Raw genomic sequence first — 22,753 nt, 5'->3', positions numbered from 1 at the left:
TTTGTTAGAATGATAACAAGAAGGTGGCGAGAATCATGGCGAATTGGCGAAAAACTGTTGCATTATGTAGTGATGAGAAACTATTTTGGGAAAATCATTATTATCGTTTCCGTAAATTAAATGATACGCATTATGAACTCGCGCGTTTAACTGCGGGAGCATGTGGAGAGTTTATGTATCACCCTAAAATTACGGTAATTGTACAAAATGAGTTGTTTGTTCCGATTGCGTATTTTGATAATGAAGAAACACCAGTGAAACAATTGACGCGTGAAGATGATGAAAGCTTTTTGGATCAAGCTTTTGTAACTTTACTCGACTCATTTTTACAAGCGAAACAAGCGCAAGAATAAGAGAGAAGTCAAGGGCTTCTCTTTTATTTTTGGACACAAATGATAATTTGTCCGAAATTTGTATAAAGGATAGGCAATTAGATGGAAAGAAGCTTGAAATCGTGATAAATTATCCAACGACATTGAAGAAATGATGGTGAAAAAAAGTGAATCATATCAAACAATTCCCCCAACATTTGAAAAATACTTGGGCATTATACAAACTGGATTGGAAACGATTGGCAAGCAATCCGATTACAATCTTTCTAGTCATTGCATTGATGGCGTTACCGTCGTTATATGCATGGTTTAATATTAAGGCACTATGGGATCCTTATGGGAATACCAACGAAATACCAATCGCCGTTTATAGTGATGATGAAGGATCAAAACTACAAGACAAAGACATTGAAATCGGCGATCAAGTGATTGAAACGCTCCATGACAACGATCAACTGGGGTGGCGCTTTGTGAATTCCAAAGAAGAATTGACAGAAGGCGTCAAATCAGGGAAATATTTTGCGGGAATTTACATTCCTAAAAACTTTTCCAAGGATTTGTTGAGTTTTACATCTGGTGAAATTAAGAAACCAGAAATCAATTATTATTTCAATGAAAAAATTAATGCGATTGCTCCCAAAATTACCGCCAAAGGAGCAAGCAGTCTCCAAGAACAAATTACAGAAAATTTTATCCGAACAGCTAGCGAAACGTTGCTGAAAGCTTTGAATGAAATCGGCTATAATGTGGAATCAAATCTAGTGTCGATTAATAAGATTAAAAACTTGATTTTAGAAGTTGACGAAAATGCTGATAAAATTGATGGTTACACTAAAGATGTACTTGAATTTCAAGCGAAATTCCCAGAATTAAAAGAAAAACTTGGTAAAGCTGATGAGTTTGTCGCACACATTCCTGAAATCGATGCAATGGGTGAAAAACTGGTAGCGATGAACGAAAAGATGCCACAAATTGAAAAACAGGCAAAAGTAATTTTAACGTTGCAAGAAAAAATTCCGGAAATTGAAAATGCAGGTCGTCAAATTGCAATGATTGATGAGGATTTTGATAATATTTCTGCTACCTTAACAGAAGGTATCGGAGAAGCAAAACAAGGATTACAAATCATTCAAGATGTACAAGCACTCTTACCAAAAGTGCAGCAATTAAGTGATGATGCAAGCTTTTTTGCGGATAAAACAATTGAAGCAGCTTCTAAATTAGATGATAATCTAGATGGAATTACTCAAGCTGTGCAAACCAACTTTGAGATGATCACTGGTTTGGCAACCACGGTTAATAATTGGGCAAATACATTAGGTACGATTGTCACTAACGCAGAAGACTTAACACCCGAAGAACGTGCTGCAATAAAACAAACATTAACGGATATTGCAACGAGTTTAGAACAACAGCAACAAATCGTGACAGATTTAATCAATTGGTTAAGTCAATTACAATCACAATTAGACGGTGATTTTAGTGGTCCAATTGCGCGATTAACGCAAGTTCGTGACTTAATGTCTTCTGCACAAAAGACAGCTGCTAATTTAGCAGCAAATGTCGGTACAATCAGTAAAGACGAAATTCAACAATTTTTACAACAACTAGAAAGTTTATCTGGGAATTTAGCTGCGTTAAGTAATGATGTGAACGTCGGCGAAATTAGCCAAAGCGTGCGAGCATTATTGGAAAATAAATTGATTCCAGGACTAACCAATGCGCAAGATTTATTAGCCGATGCAAATAAAATTGATTTAGATGGGTTATTAAGTTCTACTGCTCAAACTGTGACCAATGCGATTGACATGCTAGAAAAATATGAAAAAGAAATGCCTGCATTAGGCAAAGAAATTCACGATGCGAATATCATGTTAAATGGTCATATGGATGACATTGTTAATGGGATTAACAAAGGGGTTGACTTGTATCAAAATGACCTACCTGAATTAACGGTTAAATTAAATAAAGCCGCTGATTTTGTAGTCAATGATTGGCCCGGTTTAAAAAATGAAGTGACTACCACATTAAATACGGTACATGATAAATTACCAACAGTGGAGTCAGCCTTAGATATGGCAGCGGGCTTAATTGAAAACGAATGGCCGTCATTGAAACAAGGGCTGCATAAAGCTGCGACAGCTATTCATAAAGGCGAAGAAATTGCGGATTTAGGTGAGATTATCAAATTACTAAAAAGTGATGCCAAAGCCGAAAGTGATTTCTTCACAACTCCTGTAGAATTAAAAACAACTACGATGTACCCAATTGAAAACAATGGTTCTGCTAGTACCCCATTCTATACCGCTTTGTGTCTATGGGTAGGTGCATTGTTGCTATCAAGTGTGGCAGGAACTGGTTTCCATTTAGATGAAAAAGACAAAAAACGTTTCAGCAAACGTGAAATGTTTGTGGCGCGTATGATGACTTTCTTAACCTTTGCGATTGGTCAAGCACTAATTGTGACACTAGGAAACTATTATGCGTTAGGAGTCGATGTGCGAGAACCTGTGTATAGTGTGTTATTTGGCTTGATTGTGGCGCTCGCCTTTATGATGATGATTTATGTCTTTGTGGGACTCTTTGGCAATGTCGGCAAAGGGATTGGGATTATTTTATTAGTCCTATCCATTTCTGGTGGGGGAGGAAACTACCCAATTCAAGTTTCTGGCCCGTTCTTCCAATTTATTCATCCATTGTTGCCATTTACGTATGCCGTGAATCTGCTTCGTGAATCGGCTGGTGGAATTTATTGGGCAAATGCTACGACCAATTTATGGGTATTAGGTAGTATCTTTGTGGTCTTCGGTATTCTAGGAACTGTGCTTTGTCCATTTATGGAAAAACCAATGGCGCGTATTGAAGAATTGGCGCATAAGAGTCACTTTTTCCATTAACATCAAACTGTTTAAATTGACTGTTTTGTTCAGTTAATTTAAACAGTTTTTTTGCGTTTTCGTTAACCTCAAAAAATGTAATGAAAAAGTGAAAATACCTTAAAAAATATAATGAAAAACAACATCAAACTCCGTTGACTTTTGCTTGTGAGAGGAGTAGCATACAGTTCTGTTCCAAAGAAAACAGGACGAACAGGAAAAAGTGTAAAATAACAAAATATTCTTTTCAAGGAGAGCGAAAAAAGTGAATGCTTTAAAACGTTTGTTGGTAGGCAAACCGTTAAAATCTGCAGAAAATGATGAGCAGAAATTAACCCGTTTTGCAGCCTTAGCATTGTTGTCATCAGATGCGTTGTCATCTATTGCGTATGGGACAGAACAGATTGTTGTTGTGTTGATTACGTTATCTGCGGCAGCAATTTGGTATTCGTTACCGATTGCAGCATTTGTCATTATTTTATTGATTTCATTAACATTATCGTATCGTCAAATTATTCATGCATATCCTCATGGTGGTGGGGCGTATGTCGTAAGTAGCGAAAATTTAGGGGAAAAACCCGGTTTAATTGCTGGGGGTTCATTATTAATTGATTACATGTTAACCGTAGCTGTTTCTGTTTCGGCCGGAGCAGAAGCGATTACCTCAGCAATTCCGGCTTTGTATGGGCATCAAGTAGCGATTTCAGTCATCATTGTCTTATTAATTATGATGATGAATTTACGAGGATTACGTGAATCAGCAACTTTCTTAATGGTGCCGGTATATACGTTTATTGCGGTGATTAGTTTATTAATTGTCATTGGCTTGTTTAAGATTGTTACAGGAGCTGCACCTTTACATGCGACTGCGTTACCAGGAACGATGGTACCGGGAATTTCAATTGCTTTATTACTACGAGCATTTTCTTCAGGTTCTTCTTCTTTAACCGGGGTGGAAGCGATTAGTAATGCGGTGCCATTCTTTAAAAAACCACGAGCTAAAAATGCGGCAGCAACATTAACCTTAATGGCAGCTATTTTAGGTTTCTTCTTTGTGGGGATTACCTTTATTAACTATTGGTACGGGATTGTTCCTGAAAAAGAAGTAACGGTTCTTTCTCAAGTCGGTCAAGCAGTGTTTGGGCACGGCATTTTATTTTATGTCTTGCAATTTGCGACTGCTTTGATTTTAGCGGTTGCTGCTAATACCGGGTTTTCAGCCTTTCCAATTTTAGCGTATAACCTAGCAAAAGATAAATTTATGCCTCATTTATACCAAGACCGTGGTGACCGTTTGGGGTATTCGAATGGGATTATCACGTTAGCGGCTGGCTCAATTGTCTTATTGTTTATTTTCCAAGGATCAACGGAACGTTTGATTCCACTGTATTCGATTGGTGTTTTTATTCCTTTTGCGTTATCGCAAACAGGGATGGTTATCAAATGGCGGAAAGATGGCAAAGGCTGGTTACAAAAGTCTATTGCAAATATTATTGGTGCATTCATATCTTACGCCATAATTGCGATTTTATTTGCGTATCGCTTAGATGATATTTGGCCATTCTTTATTATCATGCCAATCTTATTATTTATTTTCTATAAGATTCACGATCATTACAAAAAAGTAGCCGAACAATTACGTTTGGAAGAAGACGTGAAACTGCATACGTACGAGGGCAATACGGTCATTGTACTTGTAGGGAATGTGACCCGCGTCAATATTGGGGCATTAAACTATGCACGCTCTATTGGTGATTATGTTGTAGCGATGCATGTATCTTTAGATGAAGATGTGAAGAAAGAAAAAGAAATCGAAGCAGAGTTTAAAGAAAAATTTCCGGACGTGCGTTTTTCTGTTGTACATTCGTCGTATCGTTCGATTGAAAATCCAGTTATTCGGTACGTTGATATTGTAAGTAAAAAAGCGCGACAACATAATTATACAACTACGGTCATTATTCCCCAGTTTGTACCAAAACGTCGTTGGCAAAATATCTTGCATAACCAAACGAGTTTACGTCTGCGTTTCCGTTTATCATGGCGTGAACACATTATTGTCAGCACCTATAGTTATCATTTGAAGAAATAAGGAATAAGTCTTACAAACTTCGTTATCTCAAACGAAGCTTGTAAGACTTATATTTTTATTTTGATAGGTATTGTTGATGTGGGAGGTCATTTAATTGAAATAGATTGCTCCAGTAAAGTATCTTCACTAGTTACAATCGTTTTAGCTTTTTGGGGATTTTTTTCGATTTGTTTTAATCTGCTTTTGCTATCAGTTATGATTAAGATACCAATCTTATTTTCGGCTATTTTTTATAGGGAATAAACTTTACCTGTTTGTTTTCATCAGAGCATTTTGAGCGTTTCATTAATTCAGGTGCGTTTTTATTGTATAAAATAAATTCAGAACTATTTTTTTGATTGGTATATTCTAAAACATAGGTTACTTCGATGGTATTGGTCATATCAGAAGTATCGATTACGTCGTTTTGCTTTTGTAATTGTAAGTCATTTTCTGTAAGATAGACTGTTTTTCCTTCTGGTTGAATAACTTCATATGTTATTTTTGAATCAGAAGTGTCAACTAACGTAATATAGGCAGCTTTGGTATCTTTTTGATAATTAAGAAATTACACGCCTCCTCCTATTGCAATAATTAAAATTGTTACTAAGATCGCTATTTTTTTCATAAAAAGTTTGCCTCTTTTTTTATTTAATATAAAATTTGAGATATACATATATTATAGCAGATTAGTTAACGTTTACATTTTTGTTGAAAGGAACTGTAATTTAGAGGTAGGAGAATAAATGACGGTTGATCTCATACTAATTATAAATAAAACATGATAAATCTAGTAAATTTTTAAACTTACTAATTTATCATGTTTTTTTATTATTCATTCACTGGATGGAATAGTATCAACTCTTATTTACTAGTCCGACTGGCTGGATCTAAGCGTCGTTCAATCAATCCTAAGAACCAATCGGTAAAAATCGACATCACGGCTGTCGGTAAGGCGCCGGCGAGGATAATCGCAGCCCCATCTGTCGCGTTTGTCCCACGAACGATAATATCACCAAGACCACCCGCACCTACGAAGGTTCCGATAGCGGTAATTCCGATGGCGACAACTAACGCGTTCCGAATACCAGCCATAATGACAGAAACGGATAAAGGTAACTCAATCATGTACAAACGTTGCCACGCCGTCATACCCATCCCTTTTCCGACATCTAAGGCGTTACGATCGACTTGAATCATCCCAGTGTACGTATTTTTGATAATTGGTAAGAGTGAGTACAAGAAGACGGTCACAATGACCACGTTCACACCTAAACCAAAACCAAACATCAAAATCGAAACCATCGCTAACGCTGGAATCGTTTGAATGATATTGGCAATTCGAATGACCCAATCCGCTAATTTTTTTCGACGAGAAATCATAATTCCAATTGGAATCCCTACAATTGCAGCAAAGAGTACCCCATAAATGGAAATCAAGAAGTGGCGCAAAAATTGAGCAAAGACATAACTGCCATTTTCTTGAAAGTAATAGAAAAATTGTTGCAGTAGATTCATTTCGTTCATATTCATTGCGCATCCTCCTCAAAGTAATGATGTTCTTCTAAAAAGCGTTCCGCAACAATGGAAGGTTCGACTAAATTATTATCCGATTCATAATTTAATTCTTGCATCTTTGTCGTATCAATTGTTCCGGCTAAACGTTTGATGGCATCTTCTAATCCAGGGGTGTCATCTAAAACTTTTTGACTGACAACGGGTGAGGCATCATAAGGTGGGAAGAACTGTAAATCGTCTTCTAGCATCACTAAATCATAACTTGCGATTCGTCCATCAGTGGAATAGCCTAATACCACGTCCATCCGATGAGCATCAACAGCATCATAAACGAGCCCGATTTGCATTGGCAAAATGGAAGAAAATTCAAAACCATAGGCTTCTTTAAAACCGTCATATCCATCACCTTCACGCGTCATCCACGCTCTGTCAGCGCCTACGACCAATTCATTGGCAATATCTTTTAAATCACTGACTTTTTTCAATCCGTATTTTTCTGCCGTATCTTTGCGAACTAAGAAAACATAGGTATTATCAAAGCCGTAAGACGGGAACCAGACTTGATTATAGCGCTCTTTAAATTCTTTTGTAACAATTTCTAAGGCTTCTTGAGGATCTTTCGTAGGTTCTAATAACAAGGTTGTCGTTAAATCTGTTCCTGTATATCGGGCAGAAGCAATGTCTGCATCTCCACGAAGCATCGCTTGATGCGTGATATTGGTGGTTCCTAGATTATTAATAATAGTGGTTTCTTTGTCTGTATAATGTTCAATCATACCCGCCACTAAACTACCTAAAATCTGTGATTCGGTAGTGATACCACCAGTAATGGCAATCGTATCTTCACTGGAATTGGAAGCGAGACCTGGAAATGAACAACCCGCAAAAAGAAATAATCCACCAAACAGTACGAGTAGTTGTTTCAACTTATTCATTATTCATTCTCCTCCTTTAATGCAGATGGAGTTAATTTATCTTCAAGTTTTCCTAAAAGATAATCGGAAATAATCGCCAGTAGGATAACTGGAATTGTCCCAGCGAAAATAAGTGGTGGTTGATAATTATCTAAACCGCTAAAAATCAAGACTCCTAAACCGCCAGCTCCGATATAAGAAGCTAGTGTTGCCCAAGCAATAACATAAACCGCAGCTAAACGAACGCCAGCCATAATCGTTGGTAATGCAATAGGCACTTCAACACTGAGAATTGATTGAAGATTCGTCATGCCCATCCCTTTAGAAACATCTAAATAACTCGGATCGACATTTTTCATCCCAATATACGTGTTACGTAAAATTGGCAATAGAGAATAAATAAACAACGCGACAATTGCTGGAGCAACACCGACGCCAAGAAAAGGAATCATTAGTGTTAACAGCGCCAGAGATGGAATTGTTTGTAGTGCACTGGTAATTCCAATCACGATGCTAGCAATTTTAGGGGTGCGTGTTAAAAGAACCCCTAAAGGAATCGCGACAACTGCTCCTAAAAAGAGCGCTGAAAATGAAATTAAAATGTGTTGTAAAATATTTGAAATTAATTGAGAACCATATTCTGAAAAGAACGCTTGCATCAGACTAGACCCCCTTTATTTCTTCAGGATTGAATGCCTCAACTGCTTCTATAATCGATTGTTCTTCTCCCCAAAGAACGTCGTAGACAATGTCTACTAAAGAGGCACGGGTTAAAATACCAACGACACGTTGCTTGTCATCGACAACCGGTACATATTTTAAACCACGCGTTAAAATACGGCGTAACGTATTACGCAATAAAGCAGTTTCTTTAACGAAAAAGACATCAGTTTTTAAAATATCGCCGACACTACTGGAGTTGCCACGGTGTTGGGTAATTGATTCGATATCAATATAACCTTTTAAAATGTGTTGATTATCTGTTACTAGTAGGGTATCTACGCGTTTTTCACGCATTAGTTTAATCGCTTCTTGCAAGGATTTCTCTGGCGTAATGGTAACGGCTGTTTTTAGCATGACTTCACTAACCGGTGTCGTATCTGGTTTGGCTTGTAAGAGACGGTCTTCACCGATTAATTCTTCAACAAATGTATTTGCCGGATGTTTCAAGATGTTTGAAGGAGTATCAAATTGAATGACTTTACCTTCGCTCATAATCGCAATGCGACTAGAAAGTTTTAACGCTTCGTCCATATCATGGGTCACGAATACAATCGTTTTCCCTAAACGTTCTTGCAAATCCTTGACTAAATCTTGTAATGAATCACGTGTAATCGGGTCAAGGGCACCAAATGGTTCATCCATTAAAATAATGTCTTGATCGGCTGCTAAGGCACGTACGACACCAATTCGCTGTTGTTGTCCACCTGATAATTCATGGGGATACCGATCGAGCATTTCTCGGGGTAATTCTACTAAATCAATCATTCGTTCAGCAATTGCGTTCCGTTCGTCTTGAGAAACTTTGAGTAATTTAGGAACTAGCGTGATGTTTTCGCGAATCGTCATATGCGGCATTAAGCCAATACTTTGAATGACATAACCGATTTTACGGCGCAATTCGACAGGGTTCATTTTTTGAATATCCTGTCCATCGATGAGAATTTTTCCTTTTGTTGGTTCAGTCATTCGATTAATCATCCGCATGGAAGTTGTTTTCCCACTTCCGCTGGTTCCGATAAAGCAAATGAATTCGCCTTTCTCAAATGATAAATGAATATCTTCGACAGCAACTTTTCCACCTTTATAAATTTTTGATACATGTTGAAACTCAATCATTGATTTTCACCTCAAATTATTTATTTTTAGTGTACCTGTTAGTAATAGTATGAACAAAATTGTCGAAAAATACAAACAATAATATATTGAGAACGTTGTCAAATAGGCGGGAAACGAGCGAAAATCAAAATGTTTCACATCAAAGACCAAATGCGCTATCCCTTGTACCTGTAAGGATAACTGATGTTTTCTAAGAAAATAAACAGGAGAAATCCATTTTTTTGAAACTTTTTGAAAAAAAGTGCTAAAATGAGTAGGCAGATTGAGAAAGAAAGAGTGAAGAACATGCTAACAACGGAAGATTTTGATTTTGAGTTACCAGAAGAATTAATTGCACAAACTCCTTTAACGGATCGTACAAGTTCACGTTTACTTGTCTTAGATTCAAAAACTGGAAACATGGAAGACAAACATTTTTATGATATCATCGATGAATTAAACGAAGGCGATGCGCTAGTGATGAATGACACCCGCGTATTACCCGCACGTTTATACGGTGAAAAAGTCGAAACAGGTGCGCATTTAGAGATTTTATTGTTAAACAATACAGAGGGCGATACATGGGAAACCCTAATCAAACCAGCGAAACGCGCTAAAATAGGCACAGAAATTTCATTTGGTGATGGTCGCTTGAAAGCAACCGTGAAAGAAGAATTAACTCATGGTGGTCGTATTATTGAATTTAGCTACGATGGTATTTTCTTGGAAATCTTAGAATCATTAGGTGAAATGCCACTACCGCCATACATCAAAGAACGTTTGGAAGATCCTGATCGTTATCAAACGGTGTATGCCAAAGAAAACGGCTCAGCGGCAGCACCAACAGCCGGTTTACATTTTACTGAAGAATTATTGGAAAAAATTCAAGCCAAAGGAATTGAGTTGGTTTTCTTAACACTCCACGTTGGTCTAGGAACATTTCGTCCAGTGAGCGTTGACAATATTGCGGAACATGAAATGCACAGTGAATTTTATCGTTTGACCGAAGAGGCTGCTGAAAAATTAAATCAAGTCAAAGCCAATGGTGGACGCATTGTCGCAGTTGGTACGACATCCATTCGAACATTGGAAACCATTGGAACAAAATTTGATGGTGCCATTCAAGCGGATAGTGGATGGACAAGTATTTTTATTACTCCAGGATATGAATTTAAAGTAGTCGATGCTTTTTCAACTAATTTCCATTTGCCAAAATCAACACTGGTGATGCTCGTGAGTGCCTTTGCTGGGCGCGAACAAACGTTAGCTGCCTACCAACACGCAGTGGAAGAACGTTACCGTTTCTTTAGTTTTGGTGATGCAATGTTTGTTAAGTAATTCCAATAAACAAAAAAACGATTGCCACAATTTACGTGGCAATCGTCTTTTACTTTGGAAGGCTTTGTTGAGTCATTATGCGTGGTACATGGAACAAAAATCTTGTCTGGAAATACAAACTCAACACTAATTTTTTAGCAAGTTTTGTTACAATGGGGTTCATGCTCTTCTATAAAAGAAGGGTGTAGCGTTGAAACATTCATTACGTTTACTTTCAAAATACTAGGTGAAACTTGTAACTGTGACAACTTTTTGTTGTGCTGTTATTTATTGTGAACCGACTCAACAAGTAACGCACCTTCCTTACACTCAAAGGATACCATAAAATGTTAGTGTTTACAAATATAAAGCATTTTATCATGGAAATAAGAAGAAATTGTGAAGAGGATATAGATAAAAATCAAAAAAATACCGAGACTCTATTCATTTTTTATGATGAATTTGAAAAATTATTTAATAGTTTTGGATAACCTAAGTTGAATGTTGCACAATAGGAAAAGTTCATGTTACAGTAGATATATACGCAAAGGAGGGGTTTAATGGAAGCATACAAAAAAACTATAGAAGAGGTTCGTCAGGAGTTACAAGCGACAAGTCAAGATGGGTTAACACAACAACAAGCATCTGAGCGTTTGGAAAAAGACGGACGTAATCGTTTTGAAGAAGCACCAAAAGAGTCGATGGTGAAGAAAATTTTACATAGTCTGTCTGACTTTACGACAATTGTCTTATTAGTCGCAGCAGCCATTTCATTTTATACTGCCGTAGCCACAGATCACGGTGATTTATTTGAAGGAATTTTAATTATTGCCATCGTTATTATCAACTCAGTATTAGCAATTGTTCAAGAAGGAAATGCTGAAAAAGCATTAGCCGCCTTGCAAGACATGAATAAACAGACGGCTTTAGTTATTCGAGGAGGTCAATTGTTAGAGATTGACGCCGAAGAAGTCGTTGTTGGTGATACGTTAGTTATCGAAAATGGTTCAATGATCGTTGCCGATGCCCGCATTATTAAAGGGTCACAATTACGTGTGGAAGAATCTGCATTGACTGGTGAAAGTGAACCTGTCGAAAAAGAAGTTGATTTTGTGGCGATACAAGATGAAAACTTAGGTGACCAAATCAACATGTTATTTAAAGGTTGTACAGTGGTTAATGGACGTGGACAAGCAATTGTTACTGCGACAGGCATGCAAACAGAAATGGGTAAAATTGCTGGTTTACTAAATGAAAGTACTAACCAAATAACACCATTACAAGCACGTTTGAATAGTTTAGGAAAACGTATCAGTTTGATTGCTTTAGTTGCTGCAGCGATTGTCTTTGGTTTAGGATACATGCAAGGTGAACCATTATTGGATATGTTTATGACTTCGGTTTCTTTAGCAGTTGCCGCAGTACCAGAAACATTAATGGTTATTGTTACCTTAGCATTGGCATTTGGTGTCCAAAAAATGGCGAAGAAAAATGCGATTATTCGTCGTTTGCCAGCCGTAGAAACATTGGGTTCAGCGAGTGTTATTTGTTCAGATAAAACTGGAACATTGACCCAAAACAAAATGACTGTTCGTCGTGTTTGGGCACATGGAGATGAAGTTGTCGATACCGAAGATGCGATGACGGAAGAAGCCATGGAAGTCTTGAAAATTGCTGCTTTATGTACCGATGTTGTAATTGAACAAGAAAAAGATGAACTAAACTATATTGGTAATCCAACTGAAATTGCGATTGTTCGTTCAATTCAAGAAAATTACCATTCACAAAAAGAATTACGCGAAGAATTCCCAAGAATTGGTGAAATTCCGTTTGATTCAACACGTAAAATGATGACAACTGTTCATAAACGTGGGAAAAAATATATCTCAGTTACCAAAGGCGCTTTTGATGTTTTATTACCACTTTTCCGTTTTGGTGATTTAGATCAAGCAACGGTTGTTAACGACCGTTTTGGTAAAAAAGCGTTACGTGTTATTGCTGTGGGTTACCGCGTGTATGATGAAGAACCAACTGAAATGACCTCTGAATTTTTAGAGCGTGAGTTGAAACTAGTTGGTTTAATCGGAATGATTGATCCACCACGTCCAGAAAGTAAAGCCGCAATTGCGCGTGCGAAAAAAGCTGGCATTAAAACAGTGATGATTACTGGTGACCACGTTGTCACTGCTAGTGCGATTGCCAAAGAATTAGGTATCTTACAAAAAGGCGACAAAGCGTTAACAGGTGCGCAATTACGTGAAATGTCAGAAGAAGACTTAGACCGTAATGTAAAAGAGTATTCTGTGTATGCACGTGTGACACCAGAAGATAAAATTCGGATTGTCCAATCATGGCAACGTACCGGTGCAACCGTAGCGATGACCGGTGATGGTGTCAATGATGCACCTGCCTTAAAAGCGAGTGATGTAGGTTGTGCGATGGGGATTACCGGAACTGATGTGGCTAAAGGTGCTGCCGATATAGTATTAACCGATGATAACTTTGCCACGATTGTTGATGCTGTAGAACAAGGTCGTACAGTATATCAAAATATTCGTAAGGCCGTGAATTTCTTGTTAAGTTGTAATATTTCTGAGATTTTCATTGTATTAATTGCGATGTTACTTGGATGGGGTGCCCCATTTACAGCGGTACAATTATTGTTTGTTAACGTAGTTGCCGATGGATTGCCAGGATTTGCTTTAGGAAAAGAACCAGCAACAGATGGCATTATGGATGAAACACCGATTTCACCAAAAGAAAGTATCTTTGCTCGTGGTTTATGGCAAAAAATTGGTATTAACTCATTAGTCTTTACAATTGTTACGTTATTTGGTTTCTATTTAGGCGCATTTGTTGATGGCGTAAGCCCTTGGGTAAGTGCTAGTCATGAAGTAGGACAAACAGTCGCTTTCTTGATCTTAGCTTATTCATCAATTATCCACGTCTTTAACGTGCGCAGTGAAAAATCGATTTTCCAAGTAAAAATATCTTCAAATAAATCGTTATTTGAAATGGCTGTACTAGCGATTATCATCACGACTGTCATTGCGTTATTACCATTCACCCAAGAACTATTTAACTTAGTTCCTGTTGGTTTGAATCATTGGATGTTAGCCATTGCGTTATCATTTGTACCAGTATTTGTTAACGAAATGATTAAGTTCCATAAATTACCAGAAGAAGATTAATTTGTTTAGAATAGTAACAAATAAAAAACCACGGATTCGAGTAGTTAGCGAATCCGTGGTTTTTACTTATTTCGGTAAATTGTTATAAAATGCTGCTTTAGTTGCTTCGATATATGGCGTTAACCATAAATAACCAATCCCTAATGTTGCAATGGCTAAGAGATGCCAACCGATAAAGCTTAAATCTAATAAGAACAACTGTCCTTTGTAGCCGTCCATTAAACGACGACTAGCAGTGATGGTATCTAAATACCCTGGTCGTTCGCCAGTCTCTTCAACTGTATCGTAATAAATCATGTAGGCTTGTGAGTAAGAATAATATTTGATGATACCTGGAATCACAAGTAATAATGACCACAACGTTGTGAAAATCGTTGTTAAAAGATACACGACTAAAACAGATAACGCATAAGGGGAACGGAAGCTACGGAAAATATCTCTGAATGGTTCAATCATTACTTTACGTCCACGAAAGACATCTAAAAATGTCCAACCGATAGCAACAGTGAAGTAAGTACCGATTAAGCCACTGACAAATCCGCCACCAGAACCACCGCTAGAATCTCCAGTAGATGTCATTGAACCATCAACATAGCTTGGAAAATCTTGTGTAATAACTAACACCGGAATCATTAAGATAGCGATGACAATGACACTTAAAATAGCGATTAACGTCGGAATCACGCACATTAAAACACTTTCTTTCCAGCGTCCTTGAAGCATTTGTTTCGCTTCCATTTTTAATTCAGCATTTGTTTTCATCTTATCGTCTCCTTTCAATAATATATGGTACATTGTCAGTGTAACAAAAAAATAACGTTAAGAAAAAAGAAACGGTAAAAAAGCTCCTTTGCTCCTCCAGAGTTGCAAAATGCCCCCCTACGATTTATGATGGAGAGAGGTATTTATTAACTAAAGAAAGTAGGGAAATGAATGTCGGAACCTGCCATTCGTTATCGATTGATCAAAAAAGAGAAATATACTGGAGCGCGTTTAGGAGAATTGATCACTCCACACGGAACGTTTCCAACACCTATGTTTATGCCAGTTGGAACACTTGCGACAGTTAAAACAATTGCTCCTGAAGAGTTAAAAGCAATGGGTGCAGGAGTTATTTTAAGTAATACGTATCACTTGTGGTTACGTCCAGGAGAAGATATCGTCGCTGAAGCGGGCGGTTTACACAAGTTTATGAACTGGGATCAACCAATTTTAACTGATTCGGGTGGTTTCCAAGTTTTCTCACTTGCGGATATGCGTAACATTGTTGAAGAAGGAGTTCATTTTAAAAATCATTTAAACGGTTCCCCTTTATTTTTATCGCCAGAAAAAGCGATTGATATTCAAAATAAATTAGGCTCAGATATTATGATGAGTTTTGATGAGTGTCCACCATTTGATGAAAGTTATGATTATGTGAAAAGTTCTGTTGAAAGAACATCACGTTGGGCGGAGCGTGGTCTAAAAGCCCATGCCAATCCTGATCGTCAAGGATTATTTGGGATTATTCAAGGTGCCGGTTTTGAAGATTTACGTCGCCAAAGCGCACATGATTTAATTAGTATGGATTTCCCGGGATATTCTATTGGTGGATTATCTGTTGGTGAGCCTAAAGCGGAGATGAATCGCGTCTTAGAATTTACGACACCATTAATTCCAGAAAACAAACCTCGCTACTTGATGGGTGTCGGTACACCAGATTCACTAATCGATGGTGTCATTCGTGGGATTGATATGTTTGATTGCGTGTTACCGACACGAATTGCACGTAATGGGACATGTATGACTTCAAAAGGTCGTTTAGTCGTTAAAAATGCACAATTTGCACGTGATTATCGTCCAATTGATGAAAATTGTGATTGTTACACTTGCCGTAACTATTCAAGAGCCTATATTCGTCATTTAATTAAATGTGACGAAACATTTGGTATTCGTTTGACGTCTTATCATAATTTGTATTTCTTATTGAATATGATGAAACAAGTTCGTCAAGCTATTATGGATGATAATTTACTAGAATTCCGTCAACACTTCTTTGAAGAGTATGGATTTAATAAGGAAAACGCAAAGAATTTCTAAAAAAGCTAGTGAATTTAAAGCGCATCTGCTAAAGTAAAAAAGGAAGCTTAAAATATTGAGGTGAAAAAAATGGAAATGCTTATTATGATTTTACCGATTGCGGCAATGTTGTTTTTCATGCAACGTTCTCAAAAGAAACAACAGCAACAACGTCAAAGTTTATTAGACAGTATGCAAATTGGTAGTCGTGTAGTAACAATCGGTGGTTTACACGGTGTTATTTCAGCGATTAATGAAACAAAAAATACGGTAGAAATTGATTGTGACGGGATTTACTTAGAGTTTGATCGTGCATCAATTCGTACGGTTCAAGCCCCATCAGTTTCTGAAGAAGTAACAATCGTTGAAGAAACAAAAGAAGACTAAAACAATACCGCAAGAGAATCTGATAGACATTCTCTTGCGGTATTTTATTTCCTTTTGCGTAAGGCAATGTATAAAACCAACCCTTCGACGACAAATAAAAAAAGATAAAGCAATAATTGAAAGGCATCTTGCATGATTGAAGCAGGGGGACGACGTAAATGTCGTGTGAAAGCAAATAAGGTGCAGAAGATAATGAAAGCTAAAATCCCAAGTGCTATTTGACGTTTTTTATACACTATGACAAACCTCTTTCTACCACGTTTTCTTGAGTGAAATATTTCGCTGTTATCAGTATAACGTGAGATTTGAAATGTTGGTAGTAAAGTGATAAAAATGTTCAAAAAAATTTTTTTAAAATTAATTGTGAAAAATATCACTAAAACTCTTTACAAATCTAAAATAATCGTGTATCATTCTATATGTGAAATAGTTAACAATAAAAAGTAGATAATCTTTAGGAGGATTACCATGGCTAAGACAGTAGAAAAAGAAGTTGGAACTATTGATGTATCAGTGATGATTGACGATTTGGCAGTGAAAGCAAATGTCGCTTTGAAAGAAATGGAAAATTTTGATCAAGAAAAAGTTGACCACATTGTGCATGAAATGGCAATGGCTGCGTTAAACCAACACATGCCTTTAGCAAAAATGGCAGTTGAAGAAACTGGTCGCGGAGTTTATGAAGACAAAGCAATTAAAAATATGTATGCTTCTGAATATATTTGGAATAATATCAAACATGATAAAACAGTAGGCATTATTAATGAAGATAAACAAAAAGGAATCATTGAAATTGCTGAACCAGTGGGTGTTGTTTGTGGGGTAACACCAACAACCAATCCAACATCAACCACTATCTTTAAAGCAATGATTGCTTTGAAAACACGTAACCCAATCGTTTTTGCCTTCCATCCAAGTGCGCAAAAATGTTCTGCGGAAGCAGCGCGTGTGGTGCGCGATGCAGCCGTTGCAGCGGGTGCTCCTGAAAACTGTATACAATGGATTGAACATCCATCAATTGAAGCAACCCAAGGCTTAATGAATCATCCGGGAATTGCGATTGTATTAGCAACAGGTGGTGCTGGCATGGTGAAATCAGCCTACTCAACTGGTAAACCAGCATTAGGTGTTGGACCGGGTAACGTACCAGCCTATATTGAAAAAACAGCAAAAATCAAACGTGCTGTAAATGACTTAATCGTTTCAAAAACATTTGATAATGGGATGATTTGTGCATCTGAACAAGCAGTGATTGTTGACCGTGAAATTTATGCAGCTGTTAAAGCAGAATTCCAAGCACATCAAGTATACTTTGTAAAACCAAGTGAATTACAAAAACTAGAAGATGCCGTGATGAACGAAGGAAAATATGCAGTAAACCCAGCGATTGTTGGACATTCAGCAATCGAAATTGCTGAATTAGCAGGAATTAAAGTACCAGCAGGAACAAAAATGTTAATCGCTGAATTAGAAGGTGTAGGCGCAGACTATCCATTGTCTCGTGAAAAATTATCTCCAGTATTGGCGATGATTAAAGCGAAAAATACCGATCACGGATTAGATTTATGTGAAGCAATGTTGAATTTAGGTGGATTGGGACATACAGCAGTGATTCATTCTGAAGATGAAAACTTACAAGTACGTTTTGGTTTACGCATGAAAGCTTGTCGTATTTTAGTAAATACACCATCAGCAGAAGGTGGGATTGGTAACATTTATAACGAAATGATTCCATCACTAACATTAGGTTGCGGTTCTTACGGTAAAAATTCTGTTTCTCGTAACGTATCAGCTGTGAACTTAATCAACGTGAAAACTTTGGCGAAACGGAGAAATAATATGCAATGGTTCAAATTACCATCAAAAATCTATTTTGAAAAAAATTCTCTTTTATATCTAGAAAAAATGGAAAATATTGAACGTGTCATGATTGTTTGTGATCCAGGAATGGTTCAATTCGGCTATGCAGATACAGTTCGTGAAGTCTTAGCTCGTCGTAAAAATCCAGTGCAAATTGAAATCTTCTCTGATGTTGAACCAAACCCTTCAACGAATACTGTTTACAAAGGAACAGAAATGATGGTTGATTTTAAACCAGATACAGTGATTGCACTAGGTGGTGGTTCAGCGATGGACGCGGCAAAAGGGATGTGGATGTTCTATGAACACCCAGACACATCATTCTTTGGTGCCAAACAAAAATTCTTAGACATTCGCAAACGTACGTACAAAATTGATAAACCAGAAAAAACACAATTTGTATGTATTCCAACAACATCAGGAACAGGTTCAGAAGTAACACCGTTTGCGGTTATTACTGATAGCGAAACGCATGTGAAATATCCATTAGCTGACTATGCGTTAACACCAGATGTGGCAATCATTGACCCACAATTTGTATTATCTGTACCAGCATCAGTGACAGCAGACACTGGAATGGACGTATTGACGCATGCGATTGAGTCATACGTTTCAGTGATGGCTTCTGATTACACACGTGGTTTAAGTTTACAAGCGATTAAACTAGTCTTTGAAAACTTAGAAAAATCAACCAAAACACCAGACATGGAATCTCGTGAAAAAATGCATAATGCTTCAACTATGGCAGGAATGGCCTTTGCCAATGCATTCTTAGGGATTTGTCACTCAATAGCGCATAAAATTGGTGGGGAGTATGGTATTCCACATGGACGTACCAATGCTATCTTGTTGCCACACATTATTCGTTACAATGCAAAAGATCCACAAAAACATGCGATGTTCCCTAAATATGATTACTTCCGTGCGGATCAAGATTACGCTGATATTGCGAAATTCTTAGGCCTAAAAGGTGAAACAACCGAAGAATTAGTTGAGGCACTGGCAACGGCAGTCGCTGATTTAGGAACTAGCTTGGGTATTGAAATGAACTTGAAAGCACAAGGTGTTACTCAAGAAACATTAGATACAACAGTTGATCGTATGGCAGAATTAGCTTACGAAGATCAATGTACAACAGCAAATCCAAAAGAACCACTAATTTCTGAATTGAAACAAATTATTATTGATGCATATAACGCGTAAAATAAAAAAGATAGTCGCTGTAAAAAACGGCTATCTTTTTTTCGTGCTACGAATCAATAGAAGTAATAAAATAAGTGTTATGACTGTAAAAATTGCACCCCCAGGACCGACACTGTTTAATCCTACATGTTTTACTAATAAACTGCCTGCTGCTGAGCCAAGAGCAATCCCAAAGTTTGTCAATTTTGGTTTTATTTGGCAATATTTCAATAAATAAATGGCATTCTCTAAACTAATAGAAATTGCCATTCTTTATTTATATACCAATTACTAAACTGTCTTTTGCAGCTTCAACTACATCAACTGTTATAACATCTAAATTATTAATCTTTAGTATCCTATCAATTTGAGCAAACAGTCGATGAATTAATCTGAAATTACCCTTAGTTATCTTTATGATAGTAGTAATAGCCTCATAATCAGAAAAATCTTCTAATTTTAAATCAATTCCTAAATCACTCCATTTATACTCTAAAATATGATGAGTTTCGTCTTTACTCAAATTATCAAATTCATGAGCAAATCCAATCCTTGAATATAATTGAGGATAACGAGATAGTCTTTTTTCAATACCTGGCATACCAATAAAAATCATAGCTAAATCATTCTCATCGTAGATGCTCCTTAACTGCTCTAGCTGTTGTAATTTCAAACGGTCAATTTCATCGACAATAATTAAATCAACATGCTTATAACTATTCATATTCTTATAAACTTCAGATTCTGTTTTTTTATTTGTTCTAACTAAATACATTTCTCTGGTTATACTATGATGGTAACATACAGTATCGATCAATGAACCAATTCTACTAGGTTTTTCAGCTGGGGCTGTGTAAAAGATAGTATTTGACTTTAATATATCTTCAGTTACTTTTTCTGCAATTTTATCTGCATATTTATAACTTATTTGCCGTTGAATTATATCCCAGTTAGCATAGTATCTTGATGAAAGAGTTTTTCCAACACCAGGTGCTCCATAACAAATACCAATGTATTTATATTCTATACAAGCGTTACAAAATTCTTCAAAACGACGATACTCTTTAGTTTCAATAAATTTTTTTGAGTTATTCATTGTAGTACCTCTTTAGTTTTGACTTATTTTTTTGTTTGTCTTGTTGAGTATTTAATTCTTTTTCTTGTACTAAAATATCAATAGAACTTAGTGATTGGATTTGTTTCTTCAAATTTCTCTTTCATTTACTTCTAGCAGAAACTAAATCTTGTAAGTCTACTGAGTAACTAGATAGTTCTGGTGAAATAGCATTACAAAGAAATTCGTTTTTGTAATAAATTCTAATCTCTACTAAATCAGATGGATTATACCGAATCAATACAGATTCTCCTACATAGGCAGTCAGGTTGGGATTAGTATAACGAATCCCTTGAAAGTGGATACCGTCAGAATGTACTTTTCTAGTTTTTGAAGATTCAAGTAATAGCATGTCTAGTGTTTCTAAACTATCGGGCATGTTAGGTAGAAATATATCGCTATTCCATTTTTCAATAGGTGTTACTCTTAATGAAGAATGAATTTTATGATTATAATCTTCAATAAGAAAATAATGTAACTTGTCTTTAAATTCTTCAATCGTTAATAAATTACTAGCATTTTTATTACCGATATAACCAGGTAAACTTTCTAATAATAATTGATTAACCGTTAGGAAAAATCGTTCAATTTTACCTCTACCTCTGGGTACTCCGATTCTTGAAAAAATCAAGTTTATTCTCAAATCTATTGTAACTTGCTCCAAGTGTTTAGAAGTAAAATCACTGCCATGATCTGTATAAAAATTTTCAGGAATGCCACATACTGGCCAACGTTGGTCTTTCTTTTGCCATATCGCTTGATGTAGCGTTAAAGATGTTTGAATAGCACTAGGAACATTAAAAGATAAATTGTAACCAACCACACTTCGGCTAAACTCATCTAAAATAATAGTTAACCATGGTCGATTTACTACATTTTTTTCATCAAGAATCTCAATATCTAACAATGTATGGTCTGCTTGCCATATTTCGTTTGCTCGATTAGCTTCACGAATATGAATTAAGTCATAGGTTTCATCGTATTTTTTACTCCCTTTATGCACCAAATAAACTAAAGAGGGCTCTATAGTTTTAATGACTTTATATACTTGGTAATAGCTTAATGAGTCAATTTTATGTTCCTTGATTATTTTTCTATGAATCGTAGCGATACTCATTTTTTTATTACTGAGATATAGTTGTTGAATTAATTGTTTAGTCTCATCAGAGATACGAATAGTTCCTTTATCAATACGATTTTTTCGAATTAAACCAACTAACCCCAACGAATTATACTGTTTTGACCATCTGTAAAGAGTTCTAAGCGGAATACCAGTTTCTTGAGAAACATCAGTCAATTCCTTTTGATTCTTGATATATGGTTTAATTATTTCATATTTTTTTATTGCTTCGTTTCTTTGCTCTTCAGTAAAATTAGTTAGTGTCTTTTTCCTTTCTGTCATTGTTATCTTCCTCCATCTTATTGAGGTAACGATAAATCGTTGTTCTAGAGACGTTCCATTTCTCAGCAATTGTCTTAATAGGAGTTCCGTTATCCACTAATGTTTTTAATAAGTCTAAATCTTGTTTGGTTAATTTTTCAGGGCGTCCACCAAACCGACCTCTTGCTCTAGCCGCTTCTCGACCAGCTGCTGAACGTTCAAGAATTAAATTTCTTTCAAATTCAGCAAAGGCTGCAAACAAATGAAACATCAATTGACCTGTTGAACTGGATTTATCCATAGTAATATTTTCTTGAATACTATAAAAACTAACACCTCTATCATTTAGTTGATTTACAATAGTAATTAAATCTTGCATATTCCTACCTAGACGGTCTAATCGCCAAACAACAATAGTGTCTCCTTCTCTTGCAAACTCCATCGCACTTTCTAATCCTGGTCTTTTACTTTTAGCACCACTCATTTTGTCAGTAAAAATTTTTTTACAGCCCTCAGAAGTTAAACTGTCTTCTTGTAAATCTAAATTTTGTAAACCGGTTGAGACTCTCGCATACCCAATTTTCAAAAATTATCCACTCCTTCGTTTTATTTATTGGTTTTATTGTAACATAACTTATACCTATCATATTAAATGAACATAGATAAAGTAATGGGTTTATTGACATAATAAATCAAAAATAAAGAAGAAAATTATATAAAAAAATAAGTGTCCAGTA

At 36.4% G+C, this 22,753-nt stretch carries 18 protein-coding genes; 8 read left to right on the top strand and 10 right to left on the bottom strand.

Features of this window, described 5'->3' with window-relative positions:
• Positions 1–35: 35 nt before the first annotated feature.
• The 3 genes from PYW32_RS12075 to PYW32_RS12065 all read left to right on the top strand — a co-directional run bounded on the left by PYW32_RS12075 (position 36) and on the right by PYW32_RS12065 (position 5,297).
• The gene (locus PYW32_RS12075; protein WP_016174028.1) at positions 36–353 is read left to right on the top strand and encodes a hypothetical protein; all 318 of its coding nucleotides are present in this window, start codon (positions 36–38) and stop codon (positions 351–353) included.
• Between the two features lie 146 nt (positions 354–499).
• Positions 500–3,229: a YhgE/Pip domain-containing protein gene (locus PYW32_RS12070; protein ID WP_245558505.1), complete on the top strand. Its 2,730-nt coding sequence runs from the start codon at positions 500–502 to the stop codon at positions 3,227–3,229.
• A 244-nt stretch (positions 3,230–3,473) separates the two neighbouring features.
• Positions 3,474–5,297, top strand: a complete 1,824-nt coding sequence (locus PYW32_RS12065) for an amino acid permease (protein WP_016174030.1) — start codon at positions 3,474–3,476, stop codon at positions 5,295–5,297.
• 843 nt (positions 5,298–6,140) lie between these two features.
• On the opposite strand, the gene PYW32_RS12060 is transcribed toward PYW32_RS12065, so the two are convergent.
• From PYW32_RS12060 to PYW32_RS12045, 4 genes are read right to left on the bottom strand one after another with little or no spacing between them, the layout of a single operon-like run.
• Positions 6,141–6,809, bottom strand: coding sequence for an ABC transporter permease (locus PYW32_RS12060; RefSeq protein WP_016174031.1), 669 nt, complete (start codon positions 6,807–6,809; stop codon positions 6,141–6,143).
• Positions 6,806–7,729, bottom strand: coding sequence for an osmoprotectant ABC transporter substrate-binding protein (locus tag PYW32_RS12055; protein WP_016174032.1), 924 nt, complete (start codon positions 7,727–7,729; stop codon positions 6,806–6,808). Before PYW32_RS12055 ends, PYW32_RS12060 begins: the two co-directional genes overlap by 4 nt.
• On the bottom strand, positions 7,729–8,367 hold the full coding sequence (locus PYW32_RS12050) for an ABC transporter permease (RefSeq protein WP_016174033.1): 639 nt from the start codon (positions 8,365–8,367) through the stop codon (positions 7,729–7,731). Before PYW32_RS12050 ends, PYW32_RS12055 begins: the two co-directional genes overlap by 1 nt.
• 4 nt (positions 8,368–8,371) lie before the next feature.
• The gene (locus PYW32_RS12045) at positions 8,372–9,547 is read right to left on the bottom strand and encodes a betaine/proline/choline family ABC transporter ATP-binding protein (RefSeq protein ID WP_016174034.1); all 1,176 of its coding nucleotides are present in this window, start codon (positions 9,545–9,547) and stop codon (positions 8,372–8,374) included.
• A gap of 285 nt (positions 9,548–9,832) precedes the next feature.
• Here PYW32_RS12045 and queA point away from each other — a divergent pair, with 285 nt between their 5' ends.
• Both queA and PYW32_RS12035 read left to right on the top strand, forming a co-directional pair.
• A complete protein-coding gene (queA, locus tag PYW32_RS12040) occupies positions 9,833–10,864 on the top strand; it encodes a tRNA preQ1(34) S-adenosylmethionine ribosyltransferase-isomerase QueA (protein WP_016174035.1) in 1,032 nt (343 codons plus the stop codon).
• Positions 10,865–11,403: 539 nt separating this feature from the next.
• Positions 11,404–14,034 carry a cation-translocating P-type ATPase gene (locus tag PYW32_RS12035; protein ID WP_016174036.1) on the top strand — a complete coding sequence of 877 codons (2,631 nt, stop codon included), beginning with the start codon at positions 11,404–11,406 and terminating at the stop codon, positions 14,032–14,034.
• A 66-nt stretch (positions 14,035–14,100) separates the two neighbouring features.
• Here the strand turns inward: PYW32_RS12035 and PYW32_RS12030 are convergent, their stop codons facing one another.
• Positions 14,101–14,796, bottom strand: a complete 696-nt coding sequence (locus tag PYW32_RS12030; RefSeq protein ID WP_016174037.1) for a DUF975 family protein — start codon at positions 14,794–14,796, stop codon at positions 14,101–14,103.
• Positions 14,797–14,967: 171 nt separating this feature from the next.
• Here PYW32_RS12030 and tgt point away from each other — a divergent pair, with 171 nt between their 5' ends.
• Both tgt and yajC read left to right on the top strand, forming a co-directional pair.
• The gene (gene tgt / locus PYW32_RS12025) at positions 14,968–16,113 is read left to right on the top strand and encodes a tRNA guanosine(34) transglycosylase Tgt (protein WP_016174038.1); all 1,146 of its coding nucleotides are present in this window, start codon (positions 14,968–14,970) and stop codon (positions 16,111–16,113) included.
• 69 nt (positions 16,114–16,182) lie between these two features.
• Positions 16,183–16,479 carry a preprotein translocase subunit YajC gene (gene yajC / locus PYW32_RS12020; RefSeq protein WP_016174039.1) on the top strand — a complete coding sequence of 99 codons (297 nt, stop codon included), beginning with the start codon at positions 16,183–16,185 and terminating at the stop codon, positions 16,477–16,479.
• A 44-nt stretch (positions 16,480–16,523) separates the two neighbouring features.
• Here yajC and PYW32_RS12015 read toward each other — a convergent pair whose 3' ends face one another.
• Positions 16,524–16,715, bottom strand: a complete 192-nt coding sequence (locus PYW32_RS12015) for a hypothetical protein (RefSeq protein ID WP_016174040.1) — start codon at positions 16,713–16,715, stop codon at positions 16,524–16,526.
• 232 nt (positions 16,716–16,947) lie between these two features.
• Here PYW32_RS12015 and adhE point away from each other — a divergent pair, with 232 nt between their 5' ends.
• On the top strand, positions 16,948–19,542 hold the full coding sequence (gene adhE, locus PYW32_RS12010; protein WP_016174041.1) for a bifunctional acetaldehyde-CoA/alcohol dehydrogenase: 2,595 nt from the start codon (positions 16,948–16,950) through the stop codon (positions 19,540–19,542).
• Between the two features lie 30 nt (positions 19,543–19,572).
• On the opposite strand, the gene PYW32_RS12005 is transcribed toward adhE, so the two are convergent.
• The 4 genes from PYW32_RS12005 to PYW32_RS11990 form a co-directional block, all read right to left on the bottom strand.
• Entirely contained in the window at positions 19,573–19,791 is a 219-nt protein-coding gene (locus PYW32_RS12005) for a hypothetical protein (RefSeq protein ID WP_016174042.1), read from the bottom strand.
• 7 nt (positions 19,792–19,798) lie between these two features.
• Entirely contained in the window at positions 19,799–20,617 is an 819-nt protein-coding gene (locus tag PYW32_RS12000; protein ID WP_016174043.1) for an AAA family ATPase, read from the bottom strand.
• 121 nt (positions 20,618–20,738) lie between these two features.
• A complete protein-coding gene (locus PYW32_RS11995) occupies positions 20,739–22,037 on the bottom strand; it encodes a TnsB C-terminal domain-containing protein (RefSeq protein WP_016174044.1) in 1,299 nt (432 codons plus the stop codon).
• Positions 22,009–22,602 (bottom strand): recombinase family protein, encoded by a 594-nt coding sequence (locus tag PYW32_RS11990; protein ID WP_016174045.1) that lies wholly within the window; start codon positions 22,600–22,602, stop codon positions 22,009–22,011. Before PYW32_RS11990 ends, PYW32_RS11995 begins: the two co-directional genes overlap by 29 nt.
• Positions 22,603–22,753: the final 151 nt, after the last annotated feature.

This window comes from Enterococcus saccharolyticus subsp. saccharolyticus, assembly GCF_029023825.1.
GTDB lineage: Bacteria > Bacillota > Bacilli > Lactobacillales > Enterococcaceae > Enterococcus_F > Enterococcus_F saccharolyticus.
This window is presented reverse-complemented; position numbering and strand designations above follow the sequence as displayed.

Coding starts and splice junctions, on each gene's coding strand:
- PYW32_RS12075 (WP_016174028.1), top strand. CDS start 36: ATGGCGAATTGGCGAAAAACTGTTGCATTATGTAGTGATGAGAAACTA.
- PYW32_RS12060 (WP_016174031.1), bottom strand. CDS start 6,809: ATGAATATGAACGAAATGAATCTACTGCAACAATTTTTCTATTACTTT.
- PYW32_RS12055 (WP_016174032.1), bottom strand. CDS start 7,729: ATGAATAAGTTGAAACAACTACTCGTACTGTTTGGTGGATTATTTCTT.
- PYW32_RS12050 (WP_016174033.1), bottom strand. CDS start 8,367: ATGCAAGCGTTCTTTTCAGAATATGGTTCTCAATTAATTTCAAATATT.
- PYW32_RS12045 (WP_016174034.1), bottom strand. CDS start 9,547: ATGATTGAGTTTCAACATGTATCAAAAATTTATAAAGGTGGAAAAGTT.
- queA (WP_016174035.1), top strand. CDS start 9,833: ATGCTAACAACGGAAGATTTTGATTTTGAGTTACCAGAAGAATTAATT.
- PYW32_RS12035 (WP_016174036.1), top strand. CDS start 11,404: ATGGAAGCATACAAAAAAACTATAGAAGAGGTTCGTCAGGAGTTACAA.
- PYW32_RS12030 (WP_016174037.1), bottom strand. CDS start 14,796: ATGAAAACAAATGCTGAATTAAAAATGGAAGCGAAACAAATGCTTCAA.
- tgt (WP_016174038.1), top strand. CDS start 14,968: ATGTCGGAACCTGCCATTCGTTATCGATTGATCAAAAAAGAGAAATAT.
- yajC (WP_016174039.1), top strand. CDS start 16,183: ATGGAAATGCTTATTATGATTTTACCGATTGCGGCAATGTTGTTTTTC.
- adhE (WP_016174041.1), top strand. CDS start 16,948: ATGGCTAAGACAGTAGAAAAAGAAGTTGGAACTATTGATGTATCAGTG.
- PYW32_RS12005 (WP_016174042.1), bottom strand. CDS start 19,791: ATGGCAATTTCTATTAGTTTAGAGAATGCCATTTATTTATTGAAATAT.
- PYW32_RS12000 (WP_016174043.1), bottom strand. CDS start 20,617: ATGAATAACTCAAAAAAATTTATTGAAACTAAAGAGTATCGTCGTTTT.
- PYW32_RS11995 (WP_016174044.1), bottom strand. CDS start 22,037: ATGACAGAAAGGAAAAAGACACTAACTAATTTTACTGAAGAGCAAAGA.